This window comes from Bradyrhizobium sp. LM2.9, assembly GCF_054056555.1.
The window spans coordinates 4,878,237-4,894,591 of record NZ_JBSRYJ010000002.1 but is presented as its reverse complement, the minus strand read 5'-3'; the positions used below and the strand labels follow the sequence as shown (position 1 = coordinate 4,894,591).

16 protein-coding genes and 2 pseudogenes are annotated in these 16,355 nt (G+C 65.5%); 11 read left to right on the top strand and 7 right to left on the bottom strand.

Annotated elements, in window-relative coordinates:
• The first annotated feature begins 7 nt into the window (after positions 1-7).
• The 3 genes from ACVWW3_RS25485 to ACVWW3_RS25475 all read left to right on the top strand — a co-directional run bounded on the left by ACVWW3_RS25485 (position 8) and on the right by ACVWW3_RS25475 (position 1,890).
• The gene (locus ACVWW3_RS25485) at positions 8-787 is read left to right on the top strand and encodes a TSUP family transporter (protein WP_456648278.1); all 780 of its coding nucleotides are present in this window, start codon (positions 8-10) and stop codon (positions 785-787) included.
• The gene (locus ACVWW3_RS25480) at positions 784-1,014 is read left to right on the top strand and encodes a hypothetical protein (protein ID WP_456648279.1); all 231 of its coding nucleotides are present in this window, start codon (positions 784-786) and stop codon (positions 1,012-1,014) included. Before ACVWW3_RS25485 ends, ACVWW3_RS25480 begins: the two co-directional genes overlap by 4 nt.
• 177 nt (positions 1,015-1,191) lie before the next feature.
• A complete protein-coding gene (locus ACVWW3_RS25475; RefSeq protein WP_456648280.1) occupies positions 1,192-1,890 on the top strand; it encodes a glutathione S-transferase family protein in 699 nt (232 codons plus the stop codon).
• Positions 1,891-1,905: 15 nt separating this feature from the next.
• Here the strand turns inward: ACVWW3_RS25475 and ACVWW3_RS25470 are convergent, their stop codons facing one another.
• On the bottom strand, positions 1,906-2,118 hold the full coding sequence (locus ACVWW3_RS25470; protein ID WP_456648281.1) for a cysteine-rich CWC family protein: 213 nt from the start codon (positions 2,116-2,118) through the stop codon (positions 1,906-1,908).
• A gap of 114 nt (positions 2,119-2,232) precedes the next feature.
• Here ACVWW3_RS25470 and ACVWW3_RS25465 point away from each other — a divergent pair, with 114 nt between their 5' ends.
• The 3 genes and pseudogenes from ACVWW3_RS25465 to ACVWW3_RS25455 all read left to right on the top strand — a co-directional run bounded on the left by ACVWW3_RS25465 (position 2,233) and on the right by ACVWW3_RS25455 (position 5,419).
• Positions 2,233-3,795 (top strand): DUF1800 domain-containing protein, encoded by a 1,563-nt coding sequence (locus ACVWW3_RS25465; RefSeq protein WP_456648282.1) that lies wholly within the window; start codon positions 2,233-2,235, stop codon positions 3,793-3,795.
• A gap of 2 nt (positions 3,796-3,797) precedes the next feature.
• Positions 3,798-5,016, top strand: a pseudogene (locus tag ACVWW3_RS25460) (DUF1501 domain-containing protein).
• A gap of 79 nt (positions 5,017-5,095) precedes the next feature.
• Positions 5,096-5,419: an antibiotic biosynthesis monooxygenase family protein gene (locus ACVWW3_RS25455; protein WP_247353042.1), complete on the top strand. Its 324-nt coding sequence runs from the start codon at positions 5,096-5,098 to the stop codon at positions 5,417-5,419.
• Between the two features lie 16 nt (positions 5,420-5,435).
• Here the strand turns inward: ACVWW3_RS25455 and ACVWW3_RS25450 are convergent, their stop codons facing one another.
• The 6 genes from ACVWW3_RS25450 to ACVWW3_RS25425 all read right to left on the bottom strand — a co-directional run bounded on the left by ACVWW3_RS25450 (position 5,436) and on the right by ACVWW3_RS25425 (position 9,359).
• Positions 5,436-6,377 carry an aldo/keto reductase gene (locus tag ACVWW3_RS25450; RefSeq protein WP_456648284.1) on the bottom strand — a complete coding sequence of 314 codons (942 nt, stop codon included), beginning with the start codon at positions 6,375-6,377 and terminating at the stop codon, positions 5,436-5,438.
• Between the two features lie 303 nt (positions 6,378-6,680).
• A complete protein-coding gene (locus tag ACVWW3_RS25445; RefSeq protein ID WP_247447649.1) occupies positions 6,681-7,136 on the bottom strand; it encodes a GNAT family N-acetyltransferase in 456 nt (151 codons plus the stop codon).
• Between the two features lie 65 nt (positions 7,137-7,201).
• Complete coding sequence (locus ACVWW3_RS25440) at positions 7,202-8,014, bottom strand: PAS-domain containing protein (protein ID WP_456648285.1); 813 nt, start codon at positions 8,012-8,014, stop codon at positions 7,202-7,204.
• Between the two features lie 129 nt (positions 8,015-8,143).
• Entirely contained in the window at positions 8,144-8,338 is a 195-nt protein-coding gene (locus ACVWW3_RS25435) for a hypothetical protein (protein WP_456649841.1), read from the bottom strand.
• A gap of 37 nt (positions 8,339-8,375) precedes the next feature.
• Positions 8,376-8,552 (bottom strand): hypothetical protein, encoded by a 177-nt coding sequence (locus ACVWW3_RS25430; protein ID WP_456648286.1) that lies wholly within the window; start codon positions 8,550-8,552, stop codon positions 8,376-8,378.
• 156 nt (positions 8,553-8,708) lie between these two features.
• Positions 8,709-9,359 carry a glutathione S-transferase family protein gene (locus ACVWW3_RS25425; protein ID WP_456648287.1) on the bottom strand — a complete coding sequence of 217 codons (651 nt, stop codon included), beginning with the start codon at positions 9,357-9,359 and terminating at the stop codon, positions 8,709-8,711.
• A 595-nt stretch (positions 9,360-9,954) separates the two neighbouring features.
• On the opposite strand from ACVWW3_RS25425, the gene ACVWW3_RS25420 reads away from it, so the two are divergent.
• From ACVWW3_RS25420 to ACVWW3_RS25400, 5 genes and pseudogenes are all read left to right on the top strand, one after another.
• A complete protein-coding gene (locus ACVWW3_RS25420; protein ID WP_247447646.1) occupies positions 9,955-11,157 on the top strand; it encodes a pyridoxal phosphate-dependent aminotransferase in 1,203 nt (400 codons plus the stop codon).
• 164 nt (positions 11,158-11,321) lie between these two features.
• Entirely contained in the window at positions 11,322-11,801 is a 480-nt protein-coding gene (locus ACVWW3_RS25415; RefSeq protein WP_247353057.1) for a DUF992 domain-containing protein, read from the top strand.
• Between the two features lie 138 nt (positions 11,802-11,939).
• The gene (locus ACVWW3_RS25410; RefSeq protein ID WP_456648288.1) at positions 11,940-13,988 is read left to right on the top strand and encodes an elongation factor G; all 2,049 of its coding nucleotides are present in this window, start codon (positions 11,940-11,942) and stop codon (positions 13,986-13,988) included.
• Between the two features lie 175 nt (positions 13,989-14,163).
• A complete protein-coding gene (locus tag ACVWW3_RS25405; RefSeq protein ID WP_247353060.1) occupies positions 14,164-14,436 on the top strand; it encodes a helix-turn-helix domain-containing protein in 273 nt (90 codons plus the stop codon).
• Positions 14,437-14,531: 95 nt separating this feature from the next.
• A pseudogene (locus ACVWW3_RS25400) lies at positions 14,532-16,288 on the top strand (SulP family inorganic anion transporter).
• Positions 16,289-16,355: the final 67 nt, after the last annotated feature.

Sequence of the window (16,355 nt, the reverse complement as noted above, 5' to 3'; positions counted from 1 at the left end):
TTCTCTCGTGACGCCGATCATGATCGCTGCCCTTGGATTTCTGATGGTCGGCACCGCGTTCCTGTCGGGCCTGTTCGGCATGGCCGGCGGGTTGATCTTGATCGGTGTGCTGCTGGCCTTGATGCCGCTGCCCACCGCGATGGTGCTGCATGCGATAACTCAGATGGCCTCGAACGGCTGGCGCGCGTTTCTCTGGCGCGCGCATATCCGCTGGCGGCCGGTCGCGAACTATATGGTCGGCGCGACTGTCGCGCTCGCAGCGTGGTCGATCACCCGCTATGTGCCGGATAAGCCGGTCGCGCTGCTGCTGCTCGGCACCACCCCGTTCATGGCGCGGCTGCTGCCCGCCAACATCACGCCGGATCCCGACCGTCTCTGGCAAGGCACCGTCTACGGCACGATCTGCATGGGCCTGATGCTGATGACCGGCGTATCGGGGCCGCTGCTCGACACCTTCTTCCTCGGCGGCGATTTCGGCCGGCGCGAGAAGGTGGCGACCAAAGCGATGTGCCAGCTCGTCAGCCATTTCACCAAGCTGATTTATTTCGGTGGCGTCATCGACCAGGCCGCGACGCTCGATCCGGTGCTCGCCGGGGTCGCGATCTTGGCGTCGATGCTCGGCACCACGCTGGCACGCCGCCTCCTCGAAGCCATGACCGACCAGCAATTCGTGGCCTGGTCGTACAAGCTGATCACCACCATCGCCTGCTACTACATCGCCTATGGCGGCTGGCTCCTGCTTCGTACGCCGGTGCTGGCGGCCTTCGACAAGGGAGGTTTGCAATGAGCGAGACCGCCGATCCGCTGGTGCTGGACTTCGTCGAATGGGTCGCGCGCGAGCCGCGCGCCTATGCCGAGGTCATTGCGACCTGGAAGACCTCGTGCCCGCGCCTCACCATCTGGGAAGACGCCGCCGACCGCGGCTACGTCGCGCGCGAAACGCGACCCGGAATAGGACTGATCATCGCGCTGACGGAAGACGGCGAAAGGCTGCTGCGCACGAACGGGCGTTAGCTCTCGCCACATCCGTCATTGCGAGCGCAAGCGAAGCAATCCAGAATAGGAGACCCTCACCCTGAGGAGCGCGCACCTTGCGCGCGTCTCGAAGGGCGAGGCCGAGATCGGCCTTCATCCTTCGAGACGCGCGTTCGCGCTCCTCAGGATGAGGGGCTGGCAGCTAAGGGCCCTTTCATGTCACTAAAACTCTTCGAACTCGTCGGCACCGACGCCGCGCGCCCGTTCAGCCCTTTCTGCTGGCGCACGCGGATGGCGCTGGCACACAAGGGGCTGGCGGCGGAATCACTGCCCTGGCGCTTCACCGAGAAGAGCGCGATTGCGCCGCACGGCTCGGAGAAGGTTCCGGTGCTGCTGCATCATGACGAGCCGGTGGTCGATTCCTGGGCGATCGCGAACTACCTCGAAGACCAGTTTCCGGATAGCCCGTCGCTGTTCGGTGGCGAGGGCGGCCGTGCCATGGCGCGCATGCTCAATGCCTGGGGCGACATCACCATCGTCGGCGGCATCTTTCCGCTGATCGTCGCCGACATCCCGAAGAATCTGGCCGAGGTCGACGCTGCCTATTTCCGCCAGTCGCGCGAGGCGCGTTTCGGCGGCAAGAGTCTGGAAGAGGTGATGTCGGGCCGCGATGCCGGCGTGGTCGCGTTCCGCAGATCGCTCGAAGTGATGCGTCAGACCCTGAAGAAGCAGCCCTTCATCGGCGGCGCCGCGCCGAACTATGCCGACTACATCGTGTTCGGCGGATTTCAGTGGTCGCGCGTGACGAGCCCGTTCAGGCTGCTGGAAGTCGATGACCCGGTTTATGCGTGGCGCGAAAAACTGCTGGATGCATTCGACGGCATGGCACGAGAATCGCCGGGGTATCCAGTCTAAGCTTCGTAGCCCGGATTACGCTTGCGCTCCATCCGGGCTTCGCGCCGCCGCAGCCTTGCGCAGGCACGCCCGGCACAGACAATCCTCGCCCTTGACCGGCATCGGCAACCGCGCCGTTTCCTCCGCGCACCAGCAGGTGCCGGAGAGGTCGCAACCGAACTCGGTGCCGCAGCGGGAGCAGGTGAGGCGGCGCGGTTCCTGCACTGGAATTTCTTGCGGATTTGTCATGATTTGCGCAAAAGCTGGGCCGTCAGTTTCATGCCGGGTTCATCTCCGGCTGCGGTATATTAGGCCTCGCGCCCGGACTCGGAAAGCGGTTAGCAACGCGCGAAGGACACATCGATGGCCCGCGATTCGCAAGCCGCCCTGGTTGCGCTCAACCGTTTCGGCTTCGGCGCCCGCGGCGGCGCGTCCGGCGATCTCATCAACGCGGCCTCGGATCCGCGCGGGTTCGTCAAGGCGGAACTGAGCCGCCCCAATGGCATACTGCTGGAGGCGCCAGGGCTGCAATCCACGCCGCAGCTCGGACAGGCCGTGTTCGCCTATCAGGACCAGGTCAAGCAGGCGCGCGAGGCCGCCGCCAAAGCCGGCGCGCCGACCGAGGCGCCGGCCGATCAGAAGCCTGGATTGCGTCGCAATCTCTCGCTGAATGCAGTCGCGACCGAGATTGCCGGCCAGATGGCGGAAGCCAAGCCGGCTGACAACAAGCCTGCCGACAATATGGCGAAGCCAGGCGCCATGCAGCCTAACGCGGCGACACCGCCTGTCGTAAGGCCCGCTCCGCAACCGCTCAATGTCATCCAAAAGACCTTTCGCGCCGAGGCGCTGGCGCGGTTGCAGCGCGCGACGCTGGTCGAGTGCGGCTTCACCGAGCGGCTGGTGGTGTTCTGGTCCAACCATTTCTGCATCTCCGCGAGCAAGGGTGAGCTGGCGCGGATTTGGGCCGGCGCGTTCGAGCGCGAGGCGATCAGGCCGAACGTGCTCGGGCGCTTCGCCGACATGCTCAAGTCCGTCGAGCAGCATCCGGCGATGCTGTTCTTCCTCGACAACCAGCAATCGCTCGGGCCGGACTCGCGCGCGGGCCAGAACCGCAAGCGCGGGCTGAACGAGAATCTCGCGCGCGAGATCATGGAGCTGCATACGCTCGGCGTCGGCGGCGGCTACACCCAGCAAGACGTCACCTCGCTCGCGCGCATCATCACCGGCTGGACCTTTGCCGGCCGGCAGGGGCAGTTAGGGGTGCCCGGCTCGTTCGTGTTCAACACCAATGCGCACCAGCCCGGGCCGCAAATGCTGCTCGGCAAGACCTATGAGCCGACGGGCCTTGCGCAGGGCGAGGCCGCGCTTGCCGACATTGCGCGCCATCCCTCGACAGCGAATTTCATTGCCACAAAATTGGTCCGCCATTTCGTCGCCGACGATCCGCCGCCTGCGTTGGTGGCGCGATTGCGCGATGTTTTCGTCAAGACTGACGGCGATCTCAAGGCGATGTCGACGGCGTTGGTCGATTCCGACGACGCGTGGAAGGCGCCGCTGACCAAGATGCGCAGCCCATACGATTTCGTGATCGCCAGCGGCCGGTTGCTCGCGCGCGTGCCGGAGGATCCCGGTAGCTATCTCAATAATCTCAATCTGCTGGGACAGCCGCTGTGGTCGCCGGCTGGGCCGAATGGTTTTGCCGATACCAGCGCCGCCTGGGCTGCGCCCGAAGGCATCAAGCTTCGGCTCGACATCGCCGCGCAAATGGGTGCGCGGCTCGGCAACAATATCGACCCGATCGACCTGCTGGAATTCGCGGCGGCAGATGCTGCCTCCATCGAAACGCGGCGTACCATCGAGCGCGCGGAGTCGCGGCAGCAAGCATTGGCGCTGCTGTTGATGTCGCCGGAAATGCAGAGGAGATGACGATGATCGACTGCGTCGAGAACCGGCTCATCACCTCGCGCCGTAACCTCCTGCTCGGCGGTGCGTCCTTCGCGGCCTGGGCCTATTTGCCGAAATTCGCGCGCGCGGCCGATGGCCGCGACCCCCGGCTGATCGTGGTGATCCTGCGCGGCGCGCTTGACGGCCTCTCGACCGTCGCGCCGGTTGGCGACCCCGACTATGCCGGCCTGCATGGATCGATCGCGCTTACCGCTGACGGTATGCATCCCGCGATCATGCTCGATACTTTCTTTGCGCTGCATCCGGCGATGCCTGAGTTCGCGCGGATGTATCGCGACATGCACGCCGCGGGTGATCCACGCGGTGGCGACGCCCTATCGCGACCGTTCGCATTTCGACGGCCAGGACGTGCTCGAAAGCGGCTACGCCGGCCCGGGGCGCGTGCAATCCGGCTGGCTCAACCGCGCGCTGGAAGCGCTGCCGCGCGGCGAGCGTGTGTCGAGCGGACTTGCGGTCGGCCCGACCACGCCGCTGGTGCTGCGCGGCAATGCGCCGACCGTCGGCTGGGCGCCGGTGGCGCTGCCGCAAGCCGATGACGACACCGCGATGCGTCTGGTCGATCTCTACCGTCACCGCGATCCGGCGCTGGCATCGGCCTTGTCGCAGGGCCTTCAACTCGAGAAGGCTGCGAGCGGCGACGACATGAAGCGGAAGCCCGGCAACGCGGCCGCGCAGATGCGGCAGGTCGCGCGCGGCGCCGCAAAACTGATGGCGGCCGACGACGGTCCGCGCATCGCCGCGCTCGCCTTCGACGGCTGGGACACGCACGCCAATGAGGGCGGGCCAGTGGGGCGCCTCGCGGTCCTGCTCGGCGGGCTCGACGGCGCGCTCGCCGAATTCGAAAGCGGCCTCGGCGAACGCTGGCGCGACACCGTCGTCGTGGTCGCGACCGAATTCGGCCGCACCGCGCGCATCAACGGCACCGACGGGACCGACCACGGCACGGGAACGATCGCGCTGCTCGCCGGCGGCGCGGTGAAGGGCGGCCGCGTCATCTCCGACTGGCCCGGCCTCAAGCTCGCCAACCTTTACGAGGGCCGCGACCTCAAGCCCACTACCGATCTGCGCTCCGTGATCAAGGGCGTGCTGCAGGGACAGTTCGGCCTGTCGGATCGCGTGCTGGCCGAGACGGTGTTCCCGGACAGCGCAGGCGCACGACCGATGAAAGGGCTGGTTGCCTAAACTGTCATTCCGGGTTCGCGCCTTGCGGCGCGTCCCGGAATGGCGACATGATCAGCCGAACATCAGGAGACCATCACCCATGTACATCGCCATGAACCGCTTCCGCGTCACCAAAGGCTCCGAAACCGCTTTCGAGCAGGTCTGGCTTTCGCGCGATACCCATCTGGACAAGGTGCCGGGCTTCGTCGAGTTTCATCTGCTGCGCGGTCCCGAGCTCGAGGACCACACCCTGTACGCCTCGCACACGATCTGGGCCAACCACGCCGCGTTCGAGGCCTGGACCCAGTCGGAGGCGTTTCGTGCCGCGCATCAGCGCGCCGGCGACAACAAGCCGCTGTATCTCGGCCATCCCCAGTTCGAAGGCTTTGAGGTGATGCAGACTGTGGGACGCGGCGCGAAGTAGCACGCCGCCGCAGAGTTCAGCCCAGCGTGATCTTGTCGATCTCGGCAAGATCATCCGCACCGAGCTTCCACGCGACCGCCCTCACGTTCTGCTCGACCTGCTCGACGCGGGTCGCGCCGGCGATCACGCTCGACACTTGCGGGCGTGCAGCGAGCCAGGAGAAGGCGAGCTCGAGCATGCTGTGGCCGCGTACCTTCGCGAAGGCCGTGAGCTTCTCGACGATGTCCTCGTTGCGCGGCGTGACGTAGCGGTCGCGCAGCCGCGGCACCTTGCCGAAGCGGGAGTCATCGGGCGCGGTCTCCCCCTTTCTGTATTTGCCGGTCAGAAGTCCGCTTGCGAGCGGGAAGAACGGCAACAGACCGAGCTTGTATTCCTGCGCGGCCGGCAGCAGATCCTTCTCGATGTCGCGCACGACGAGGGAGTATTCGTCCTGGCAGGAGATGAAGCGGCTGACATTCGTCGCGCGTGCGACGTACTCCGCCTCAGCGACCCGCCAGGCCGGAAAGTTCGAATTGCCGATGTAGCGAACCTTGCCTTGACGGACGAGATCGTCGAGGGCGCGCAAGCTCTCCTCGATCGGCGTCAGTGGGTCAAAATCGTGCTGCTGGTAGAGATCGATGTAATCGGTCTTCAGCCGCTTCAGGCTCGCGTGCACGGCGTCCATGATGTAGCGGCGCGAGGCGCCCTGCTTGGTTCCGTCTTCCGCCATCGGCTTGGAATATTTCGTCGCCAGCACGATGTCCTTGCGGCGATCGCCCAGCACGGCGCCGAGTACATTTTCCGAACCACCCATGTTCGAATAGACGTCCGCGGTGTCGAACAGCGTGATGCCGAGATCGAGCGCGCGATGGATCACCTTGCGCGAGGTCTCCAGGTCGGTGCGTTGGCCGAAATTGTTGCAGCCGAGCCCAACCGCAGACACGCGCAGGCCGGAGGCGCCGAGATTGCGAATTTCCATGGCAGATCCCTGTCAGATGAGCAGCGGCGCATTGTGACCGCCGTACGCCGCAGCAGCAAGCCGCCAGCCGCGTTGCTGCCATACCGACAAGGGACTGCCGACAAGGGACTGCCGACAAGGAACTGCCGACAAGGAACTGCCGACAAAAAAACGCGGCCCCTGTCAGACGCGGCGACTGACGGGGACCGCTTGGAGCGCTTGATCGGTAACGGGGGGCCTGATCAGACGCAGGTGCAACCTAGTCCCGCCATGTTACGCGCGGGTGACAGGCAAAGTTATCCACAGGGCTCGCGATCACGAGGATCAGAAGATCTTGCGATAGACGATGAAGCCGGAGCGCTCGGCGACCTTATCGTACAGGCGCTGCGCCGTGACGTTGGTCTCGTGCGTCTGCCAGTAGACGCGCGGGGCTCCCGCGAGTTTCGCGCGCTCGTAGACGCCGTGGATCAGCGCCGAGCCGACACCTTTGCCGCGAGCAGCCTCAGTCGTGAACAGGTCCTGCAAATAGCAGGACGGCTCGATCGCGGTAGTGCTGCGGTGAAAGAGATAATTCGTCATCCCGAGCAGGCGGCCGTCGCTCTCGGCGACCAATCCGTGCACCGGCTCATAGGCATCGAAAAAGCGCTGCCACGTCACGCGCGTGATTTCGGGGGCGAGCGCAGTCGGGCCCGAGCGGCCGTAGAAGGCGTTGTAGCCGTCCCACAACGGCAGCCATTGTTCGTAGTCCTGCCTCGTGACGGAGCGAATGGTGAGCGACATATGAAATTCCCGCGATCGATGAGCGTCCTTCATACTTGATGATGGACGTGCTGATCAATCGCGCACTACTCCGCGACGCGCAGATAGCGGATCAGCTTGCGGCCCGCGGGATCGCGCAGCGAGCGGTAGTAGTCGGCGCGGGACGGCGCATCGGTATGCCGCACGAGGTCGGTCACGGGCGTGTAGCTCAACATGCGCCCGCCATCGGGCAGCGCGGCGCACACGAAGCGCAACACCTCGCCATTGCGCAAGGCGATGTTGATCGGCGTGGCATCGCCGATCCGCACCATCTCCATGCGCTGGGCGATGAAGGTGCCGAGCTCGTCCTCGGGCAATTCGAACGCGCCGGTGTCGCGGCCGTGATACATCAGCGCGATGAATGGCGGCTTGCCGTCGGCGATGTCGTCCGGCACCGCAAAATAATCGCGGAACGCGCGGTTGATGAACTCGGCGCGCGTCTCGGCATCGAGCAGCACGATGCCGATATCGGCCTGGTCGAGCGCGGCCGACAGCCGCGCGGCGGTGGCGTGGCTCTGACGCTCGGCGGCAAAAATGCCGAGCAGCCGCCCGCGCTTCAGGCCGGTGATGCCTGCGGTGCCCGTGGCCGTCATTGCCAGGAGGCCGAGCTGAACCAGATTCGCCGTGGTAAGGTCGGAAATGCCGTGCTGGCTGAGCAACAGCAGCGCCGCGCCGATGACGGCGACGGCTGCGCTGGCGACGGCGGGCGCGAGACCCGAGAACGCGCCGGCAAGCGCCACGATGCAGACCAGCAGCGGCGCAGGCGAGGGAGTGGGGACAAAACGATCGAAAAGCATCGTCAGCAGCACAGTCGCTGCCGTCAGCGCCGGACCGAAGATCACACGCCATCCGAACCGCATGGGGCTGTCTCGCTCCTCCCCGAACGAGGTAAGGCGGCAACACTGACTGATCGTTGCGCCAATGCGATGCGGTTTCGCGCGGCGCGCTTAACGCGGACTTGCGTCCAAGCGCAAAGCTTTCGGATGATTTTAGACCAAGTGCGCGTGCTTGACGCGTTGTTGCAGCGCGGGCGCATTCAGGGTCGATGTCCCCGGGCCCTTGCGCGTGCCGACCAATATCAGCAGTGATGCCGCGACGAGGATGGCCGCAGTCAGGGTGATTGCAACGACTACCACAGGTGATTTCATCGACGTCCTGTCGCGATGCCGGTCGGCGCGGGGCATGCGGCGCCTTGAAGGCGGGTCCAGGATGAAACGGGAATCAGACCGGCAGGCCCATCGCCATGGTCGCCTTGGTCGACAGCACTGTCAGGGTGACGATCAGGCACAGCGAGAGCGCGGCGACGGCGAGCGAGGCCGCGACCGCGTTGGTCAGCCGGGAAGACGAAACGGTAGCGGGTTGGCCTTGAAAGCCCGCCGCGCCGGACGCCCGAACCATGGTCTAAATCCTTCAAGGCGCGAGCGAATCACCCACGACATCGAACAATTTCACCGTGGCAACCGGCAATATTGCGGCGGCCAGCACGCCGAAAATGGCGAGATTGCGGCAAGGAAGACCGTTGTGCCCGCTATTCGCCAGAGCGCGATCGCTCCGTCAGGCGCCCGCGGCGATGCTGGCGGGGTCCTCGATGTCGGCCGGCCGCCAGTCCATTGCGACGAAGCCGGGGGCCGCTTCCACGCGCTCCAGCCAGTCCCGGATCGCCGGGAAGGTCGAGAGGTCGAAGTCGCAGCGGTCGGCAAGGTGGGTATAACCGTACAGCGCGATGTCGGCGACCGTGAGCTGGCGGGCGGCGAAATAGGCGTTGGTCTTGAGGTGGTTTTCCATCACCTGGAGGGCGCCATAGCCGCGCTCCATCCAGTCCTCCAGCGAATGGGTCTGCAGGTCGCGGCCGCCCCTCACCAGCGACAGCCAGAAATAGGCCGCGCCGATGTTCGGCTCCAACGCGTGCTGCTCAAAGAACATCCACTGCAGCGCTTCGGCACGATCGATGCGGTTCTCCGGCGCGAGCGGAGTGCCGACGGCGACATACCAGAGGATGGCGTTGGACTCGGCGAGATAGCGATCACCGCCGACCTCGAGCAGCGGCACCTGACCGGACGGGTTCTTGGCCAGGAAGTCCGGGGTGCGGCTCTCGCCGCGCAGAATGTCCACCTCGACCGCTTCGTAAGGCAAGTTCAACAGCGCCAGCGCAAGGCGGACCTTGTAGCTGTTGCCCGAGCGTTGCATCGAATAGAGCTTGTACATTCTGAGGATGATTCCGGAAGACGGGAAGGCGCGGCGCTTGTTGCCCTGCAACGCGGCTAAACAATGATGCCGATGCGAATCCGCTGCAAGGGCCAGCCAATAGAAAAACTCGAAAACCCTACCGCATTGCAAACCGGCGGAAGATCATTTCCGTGCGACCATGCAATTCAGTTCACGCTTGCGTCAATTCGTGTGCGCATCGTTACGCACGAGGCGTGCGCTGAAGCCTTCACCTTGTTATGGCCGGGCATAGCCGCCCGAAAGACGGCGTCGCTTCCGGCCTATGTCCCGGCCATCCACGATCTCACTGCATCACCAAAGAACGTCGATACCCGGGACAGCCCGGGCAAGACGACCTGCTGTCGCCAACACGCAAAATTGCTCCGAGGACAAGCCTTGTCGGATATGTGGGATTTGCCTGGCAAAGTTGCGGAAAATTGCGAAGAATCCAGACTTGAAACGCTCCAGACCCGTAAACTTTTGCGAGATCGGACCGAAGTTTCTTGCGGTGCAACGGCACTCGTTTTAGGGTGGTTCATTCCCACAATCGGAGTCGTGAGGCCAAAGGGTTCACGACGCTTGTCAGGAGATGACGATGCCCTTCCTTGCCGCTGCGCTCGACCGTGTGAAGCCGTCCGCCACCATCGCGGTCACGGATAAAGCACGTGCGCTGAAAGCGGCGGGCCGCAACGTCATCGGCCTCGGCGCCGGCGAGCCCGACTTCGACACGCCCGCCAACATCAAGCTGGCGGCGATCCGCGCCATCGAAGCCGGCAAGACCAAGTACACTGCGGTCGACGGCATTCCCGAGTTGAAGGAAGCCATCATCGCCAAGTTTCAGCGCGAGAACGGCGTCGTCTACAAGGCAAACCAGATCATCGTCGGCACCGGCGGCAAGCAGGTGCTCTACAACGCGCTGATGGCAACCATCAATCCGGGCGACGAGGTGATCATCCCCGCGCCGTACTGGGTCAGCTATCCCGAGATGGTGGCGCTCGCCGGCGGCGAGCCGGTGCCGGTGGTCTGCACCGCCGCGGCCGGCTTCAAGCTCCAGGCCGATGCGCTCGAGCGCGCGATCACGCCAAAGACCAAATGGGTGATCCTGTGCTCGCCGTCGAACCCGACGGGAGCTGCCTACACCAGGACCGAGCTGAAGGCGCTCACCGACGTGCTGGTCAAGCATCCGCATGTCTGGGTGATGACCGACGACATGTACGAGCACCTCGTCTATGACGACTTCCAGTTCACCACGGTCGCGCAGGTCGAGCCGAAACTCTACGACCGCACGCTGACCGTGAACGGCGTGTCGAAGGCCTATTGCATGACCGGCTGGCGCATCGGCTATGCCGGTGGTCCGGCGCAGCTCATCAAGGCGATGTCGACGATCCAGTCGCAGTCGACGTCGAACCCGTCGTCGATCGCGCAATGGGCAGCGGTTGAGGCGCTGAACGGTCCGCAGGACTTCATCCCCGCCAACAACAAGGTGTTCAAGGAGCGCCGCGACCTCGTCGTCTCCATGCTCAACCAGGCCAAGGGCATCGAGTGCCCGCGTCCCGAAGGCGCCTTCTACGTCTATCCGTCCTGCGCCGGCACGATCGGCAAGACCGCGCCGTCGGGCAAGGTGATCGACAATGACGAGACGTTCGTGACCGAACTGCTCGAGACCGAAGGCGTTGCCGTCGTGCAGGGCTCGGCGTTCGGGCTTGGACCTGCGTTCCGCATCTCCTACGCGACCAAGACCTCGGACCTCGAAGACGCCTGCAATCGCATCCAGCGCTTCTGCGGCAATCTGCGCTAAGCCTGTCACGACGAAACGAACTGGAATGAAAAGGCCCGCTTCGCGCGGGCCTTTTTTATTCCTGCACGCAATCTGGCACCGCAGGGAATGTTGTGCCATAGACCATTGCGTCACGGGTAGGCGTGCATCTCTGCTCGCATCACGTTCATCGCCGGAGATATTTCATGCGCCGTTCACTCCTTCTCGCCGGGATCGCCGCCGCCAGCCTCGTTGCCTCGGTCGTGGTCGCCGACGCGCAGCAGCGGATGGTGCGGGTCGGCGTGCTCGAATGCCGCGGCGGCGCCAGCGTCGGCTTCATCGTGGGATCGGTGACCAATCTCGGCTGCGTGCTGCGCGCCGAGGGCTTGCCGGAGGATCGCTACGTCGCGACCATCCGCAAAGTCGGCCTCGATATCGGCATCACCCAGGAGACCGCGCTGGCCTGGGGCGTGTTCGCGCCGGTCGACCGGCTCGGACCGGGCGACCTCTCGGGCACTTATGCGGGTGCGCAGGGTAGTGCCTCGGTCGGCGTCGGTCTCGGCGGCAACGTGCTGGTCGGCGGCTCCAACAATTCGATCGCGCTCCAGCCCCTCAGCGTGCAGGGCCAGGTCGGCCTCAACGTCGCGGCCGGGCTTGAGAGCCTGGAACTTCGCCCCGGCCGTTAAGAGCTGGCCGTCAATAACCTGATCTCACTGACGACGCACCGCAGCGATTTTTGATGCTTGCCAAATCTCGGGGACGGGCAGAGCATCTGCGCTTGCCGACCCAATCATGGGCCGAGCTCCACACCAAGGAGGCGGCGAATGGGACAAGACGTCAGAAGTCCCCGAGGTCCACGGTGCATTGCGCTGGTGGGCCCTTTCCAAAGCGGTAAAACCACACTCCTCGAAGCAATCCTGGCGCGAACGGGCGCGATCCCGCGCGCCGGCAGCGTCGATGCCGGAACCTCCGTCGGCGACGCCAGTGCCGAAGCCCGTCATCATAAGATGACCGTCGGGCTCACTGCCGCCACCACGAATTTTATGGGCGACAGCTACACCTTCCTCGATTGTCCCGGTTCCGTCGAGTTCGCCCACGACATGCGCGCCGCGCTGCCTGCGGTCGACGCCGCAATCGTGGTCTGCGAAGCCGACGAGAAGAAGCTGCCGCAGCTTCAGATCATCCTGCGCGAGCTGGAGGAGCTGAATATCCCGCGTTTCCTGTTCCTCAACAAGATCGACCGCGCCAACAAGCGCATCCGCGAAACGCTCGAGATACTCCAGCCCGCCTCGCGCGTGCCGCTGGTGCTGCGCCAGATCCCGATCTGGAACAACGAGCTGATCGAGGGTTTCGTCGATCTCGCGCTGGAACGCGCGTTCGTCTACCGCGAGCACAAGGCCTCCGAAGTGGTCGCGCTCGAAGGCGGCGATCTCGATCGCGAGAAGGAAGCCCGCTTCTCGATGCTGGAGAAGCTCGCAGATCATGACGATGCGCTGATGGAGCAGCTGCTCGAGGACATCCAGCCGCCGCGCGATGCGGTGTTCGACGATCTCGCCCGCGAATTGCGCGAGGGGCAGATATGTCCGGTGCTGATAGGCGCCGCCGCACGCGAAAACGGCGTGCTGCGCCTGATGAAAGCGCTGCGCCATGAGGCGCCCGGTGTCGCGGAGACCGCAAAACGTCTCGGCGTTCCCGAGACCAGGGATGCGCTCGGCTTCGTGTTCAAGACGCTGCATTCACAGCACGGCGGCAAGCTGTCGCTGACGCGGCTGCTCGCCGGCCATCTCGACGACGGTGCCACGCTGCAATCCTCCTCCGGCGGAGCCAGCCGCATCTCCGGGATTCTCGCCGTCACCGGCGCCTACGACACCAAGCGTGGCGCGGCGGAAGCCGGCGACACGGTGGCGCTCGCCAAGCTCGATCCCATAAGCACCGGCGACACGGTCTCGAACGGCAAGACCCAGCCGGCTGCGCTCGCAGCCAGCGAGCCGACGCCGCCGGTGCTCGCGATCTCGGTTGCGGCCACCGACCGCAAGGACGACGTCAAGCTCGGCCAGGCGCTGACGCGGCTGCACGAGGAGGATCCTTCGCTCGTCTTCGTGATGAACGCCCAGACCCACGACACCGTGCTGTGGGGACAGGGCGAGATGCACCTGCGCGTCGCGAGCGAGCGGCTGCGCGACCGCTTTGGCGTCAAAGTTGCCTCGCATCCCCCCGCGATCGGCTATCAGGAGACCATCCGCAAGCCGATCGTCCAGCGCGGCCGCCACAAGAAGCAGTCCGGCGGCCACGGCCAGTTCGGCGATGTCGTGCTCGACATCAAGCCGCTGCCGCGCGGCGACGGCTTCAAGTTCGCCGAGAAGGTGGTCGGCGGCGCGGTGCCGCGCAACTACATCGGCGCGGTGGAAGAGGGCGTCGTCGACGGGCTCACACGCGGTCCGCTCGGTTTCCCCGTCACCGATTTGCAGGTGACGCTGACCGACGGCTCCTATCACAGCGTCGATTCCTCCGACCTCGCCTTCCGCACGGCGGCGCGGGTCGGGCTGAACGAAGGCCTTCCGTTATGCCAGTCGGTGCTGTTGGAGCCGATCCACGTGGTCGAGATCGTCTGTCCGACCGATGCCACCGCCAAGATCAACGCGATCCTGTCGGCGCGGCGCGGCCAGATCCTCGGCTTCGACACCCGCGACGGCTGGAGCGGATGGGACTGCGTCCGCGCCATGATGCCGGAAGCCGAGATCGGCGAGTTGATCGTCGAGCTGCGCTCGGCCACGGCAGGCGCCGGCAGCTTTACCCGCCAGTTCGACCACATGGCCGAAGTGACCGGCCGCGCCGCGGACCAGATCATCGCCGCGCATCAGCACGCGGCGTGAGCCGCCTCTCGCAGTAACAGACGCACGCTCTCGCCCTCTTCCCGTTGTTACGGGGAGAGGGAGACGCACAGCCCGTGGCGGCGAGCACCCTCTTGCGCTCGGCCCGGATTGATGTATTTTACATCATTGTGCATGCTCCAGACATCATTTATAATCTCTCATACGTGAGGCCAAGGTGATCACGTCGTTCCAGATGCGGGCAGCGCGCGCGCTGCTCGGCATTGACCAGAGGGCCTTGGCGGAACTCGCAGGCGTTTCGCTGCCGACCATTCAGCGGATGGAGGCGAGCACCGGCAACGTTCGCGGCGTGGTCGAGACCTTGATGAAGGTGGTCGAAGCCTTTGATCGGGCCGGCGTCGAGCTGATCGGCGAACAGGCGCGCAGCGAAGGCGGCGGACGTGGCGTTCGGCTGAAACAGCCGGGGCCGCCGCGTCGGGTTGGAGCGTGATCCCGCAATGATCATGCTCGGGAGCAGACTTAACTAACGCACCGTCGCGCCCCGATACGCGGCCGCACGATGCATCGGAGCGGTGTGGGCAGGGCATGAGCATCACAGGCGAACACGCAGGCAAGCTGCACCAGCTTCGTCGGCCGACCTTTACCGAACTCTATCTGCCGAAGCTCGTCACCGTGTGGCGCGAGGGCTATGGCTTGTCGGATTTCCGCGCCGATGTGTTCGCGGGCCTCACGGTCGCAATCGTCGCGCTGCCGCTGTCGATGGCGATCGCGATCGCTTCGGGCGTGACGCCGGACCGCGGACTCTACACCGCTGTTGTCGGCGGCTTCATTGCGTCACTGCTCGGCGGCAGCCGGTTCCAGATCGGCGGCCCGGCCGGCGCTTTCATTGTGCTGGTTGCAGCGACTGCCGACCGTCACGGGGTTGACGGCGTGGTCCTCGCCACGCTGATGGCGGGCCTGTTCCTGATCGCCGCGGGCTTCCTGCGGATCGGCACCTATATCAAGTTCATTCCGTATCCGGTGACGGTCGGCTTCACGGCCGGCATCGCCGTCATCATCTTCGCCAGCCAGCTGCGCGATCTCGGCGGGATCACGCTGGTCGCGAAAGAGCCGAGCGAATTCGTCCCAAAACTCGTCGCGCTCGCCGGGGGCCTGCACACCGTCAATCCGTCGGCCGTCGCGGTCGCGATCGTCAGCATTGCCATCATCGCCGGCCTGCGACGCTGGCGGCCGTCCTGGCCGGGCATCCTGATCGCGGTCGTGCTCGCGGCGGCCGCATGTGCCGTGCTGTCGCTGCCGGTGGAGACCGTCGGATCGCGCTTCGGCGGCATTCCGCGCGAACTGCCCGCGCCGGCCTTGCCTGCGTTCTCGCTCGCGAAGGCGACGGCCGTGCTGCCGGATGCGATCGCCTTCGCGCTGCTCGCCGCCATCGAATCGCTGCTGTCGGCGGTGGTGGCCGACGGCATGACTGGACGCCGTCACCGCTCCAATTGCGAGTTGGTGGCGCAAGGCGCCGCCAATGTCGGCGCGGCGCTGTTCGGCGGCATCTGCGTCACCGGGCTGATCGCGCGCACCGCGACCAACATCCGCGCCGGCGCGCGGGGGCCGCTCGCGGGCATGCTGCATTCGATCTTCCTGCTGCTGTTCATGCTGATCGCGGCGCCGCTCGCGAGCTACATCCCCCGCTGGCCGCGCTCGCCGCCGTGCTCGTCGTGGTGGCTTGGACCATGGCAGAGAAGCACGAATTCGCGACGCTCCTGCGCTCGTCGTGGGGCGATGCCGTCGTGCTGCTCGCAACCTTCCTGCTCACCATCTTCCGCGATCTGACCGAAGGCATTTTGGTCGGCTTCGCGCTTGGCGCGGTGCTGTTCATCCATCGCATGGCGGAAATGACGGGCATCGAGGAACGTTCGCCGCTGGTGGCCGCCGATCGTCCCGATGACGGCAATGGCGAGCGCGTGCCTTACGACCCCGCGCTCGCGGTCGATCGCGACGTGCTGGTCTATCGCATCACCGGCGCGTTCTTCTTCGGCGCCGCCTCGGCGATCGGCAGCGTGCTCGACGGCATTGCCGACAAGCGCAAGGGCTTCGTGGTCGACTTCGCCGCAGTGCCGTTCCTGGATTCGACGGCGGCCAACGTGCTGGGACGCGTCGCCGCAAAAGCCCACCGGCAGGGCATCCGGCTGTTCATCACCGGGGCATCGCCTGCGGTTCGCCGCGCGCTGCTCACCCATGGCGTCACGCCGCCGCGAGCGCGTTATCGCGAGACCATCGCGCGTGCCGTCGCCGACATCAAGGGCCGCACGGCCCAGCTCGCGGGCGATGACGCGGGCACGGCCTAGCGCCGCGGCCTTCCCGGGGCGTCCGCGCGCTTGACAGGGCCCGCGGGACGCGAAATGGATCGCCTCC

Coding starts and splice junctions, on each gene's coding strand:
- ACVWW3_RS25450 (WP_456648284.1), bottom strand. CDS start 6,377: ATGGAAATTCGCAATCTCGGCGCCTCCGGCCTGCGCGTGTCTGCGGTT.
- ACVWW3_RS25435 (WP_456649841.1), bottom strand. CDS start 8,338: ATGCCCCGCGCCGACCGGCATCGCGACAGGACGTCGATGAAATCACCT.
- ACVWW3_RS25440 (WP_456648285.1), bottom strand. CDS start 8,014: ATGCGGTTCGGATGGCGTGTGATCTTCGGTCCGGCGCTGACGGCAGCG.
- ACVWW3_RS25475 (WP_456648280.1), top strand. CDS start 1,192: ATGTCACTAAAACTCTTCGAACTCGTCGGCACCGACGCCGCGCGCCCG.
- ACVWW3_RS25480 (WP_456648279.1), top strand. CDS start 784: ATGAGCGAGACCGCCGATCCGCTGGTGCTGGACTTCGTCGAATGGGTC.
- ACVWW3_RS25415 (WP_247353057.1), top strand. CDS start 11,322: ATGCGCCGTTCACTCCTTCTCGCCGGGATCGCCGCCGCCAGCCTCGTT.
- ACVWW3_RS25465 (WP_456648282.1), top strand. CDS start 2,233: ATGGCCCGCGATTCGCAAGCCGCCCTGGTTGCGCTCAACCGTTTCGGC.
- ACVWW3_RS25420 (WP_247447646.1), top strand. CDS start 9,955: ATGCCCTTCCTTGCCGCTGCGCTCGACCGTGTGAAGCCGTCCGCCACC.
- ACVWW3_RS25455 (WP_247353042.1), top strand. CDS start 5,096: ATGTACATCGCCATGAACCGCTTCCGCGTCACCAAAGGCTCCGAAACC.
- ACVWW3_RS25425 (WP_456648287.1), bottom strand. CDS start 9,359: ATGTACAAGCTCTATTCGATGCAACGCTCGGGCAACAGCTACAAGGTC.
- ACVWW3_RS25445 (WP_247447649.1), bottom strand. CDS start 7,136: ATGTCGCTCACCATTCGCTCCGTCACGAGGCAGGACTACGAACAATGG.
- ACVWW3_RS25430 (WP_456648286.1), bottom strand. CDS start 8,552: ATGGTTCGGGCGTCCGGCGCGGCGGGCTTTCAAGGCCAACCCGCTACC.
- ACVWW3_RS25470 (WP_456648281.1), bottom strand. CDS start 2,118: ATGACAAATCCGCAAGAAATTCCAGTGCAGGAACCGCGCCGCCTCACC.
- ACVWW3_RS25410 (WP_456648288.1), top strand. CDS start 11,940: ATGGGACAAGACGTCAGAAGTCCCCGAGGTCCACGGTGCATTGCGCTG.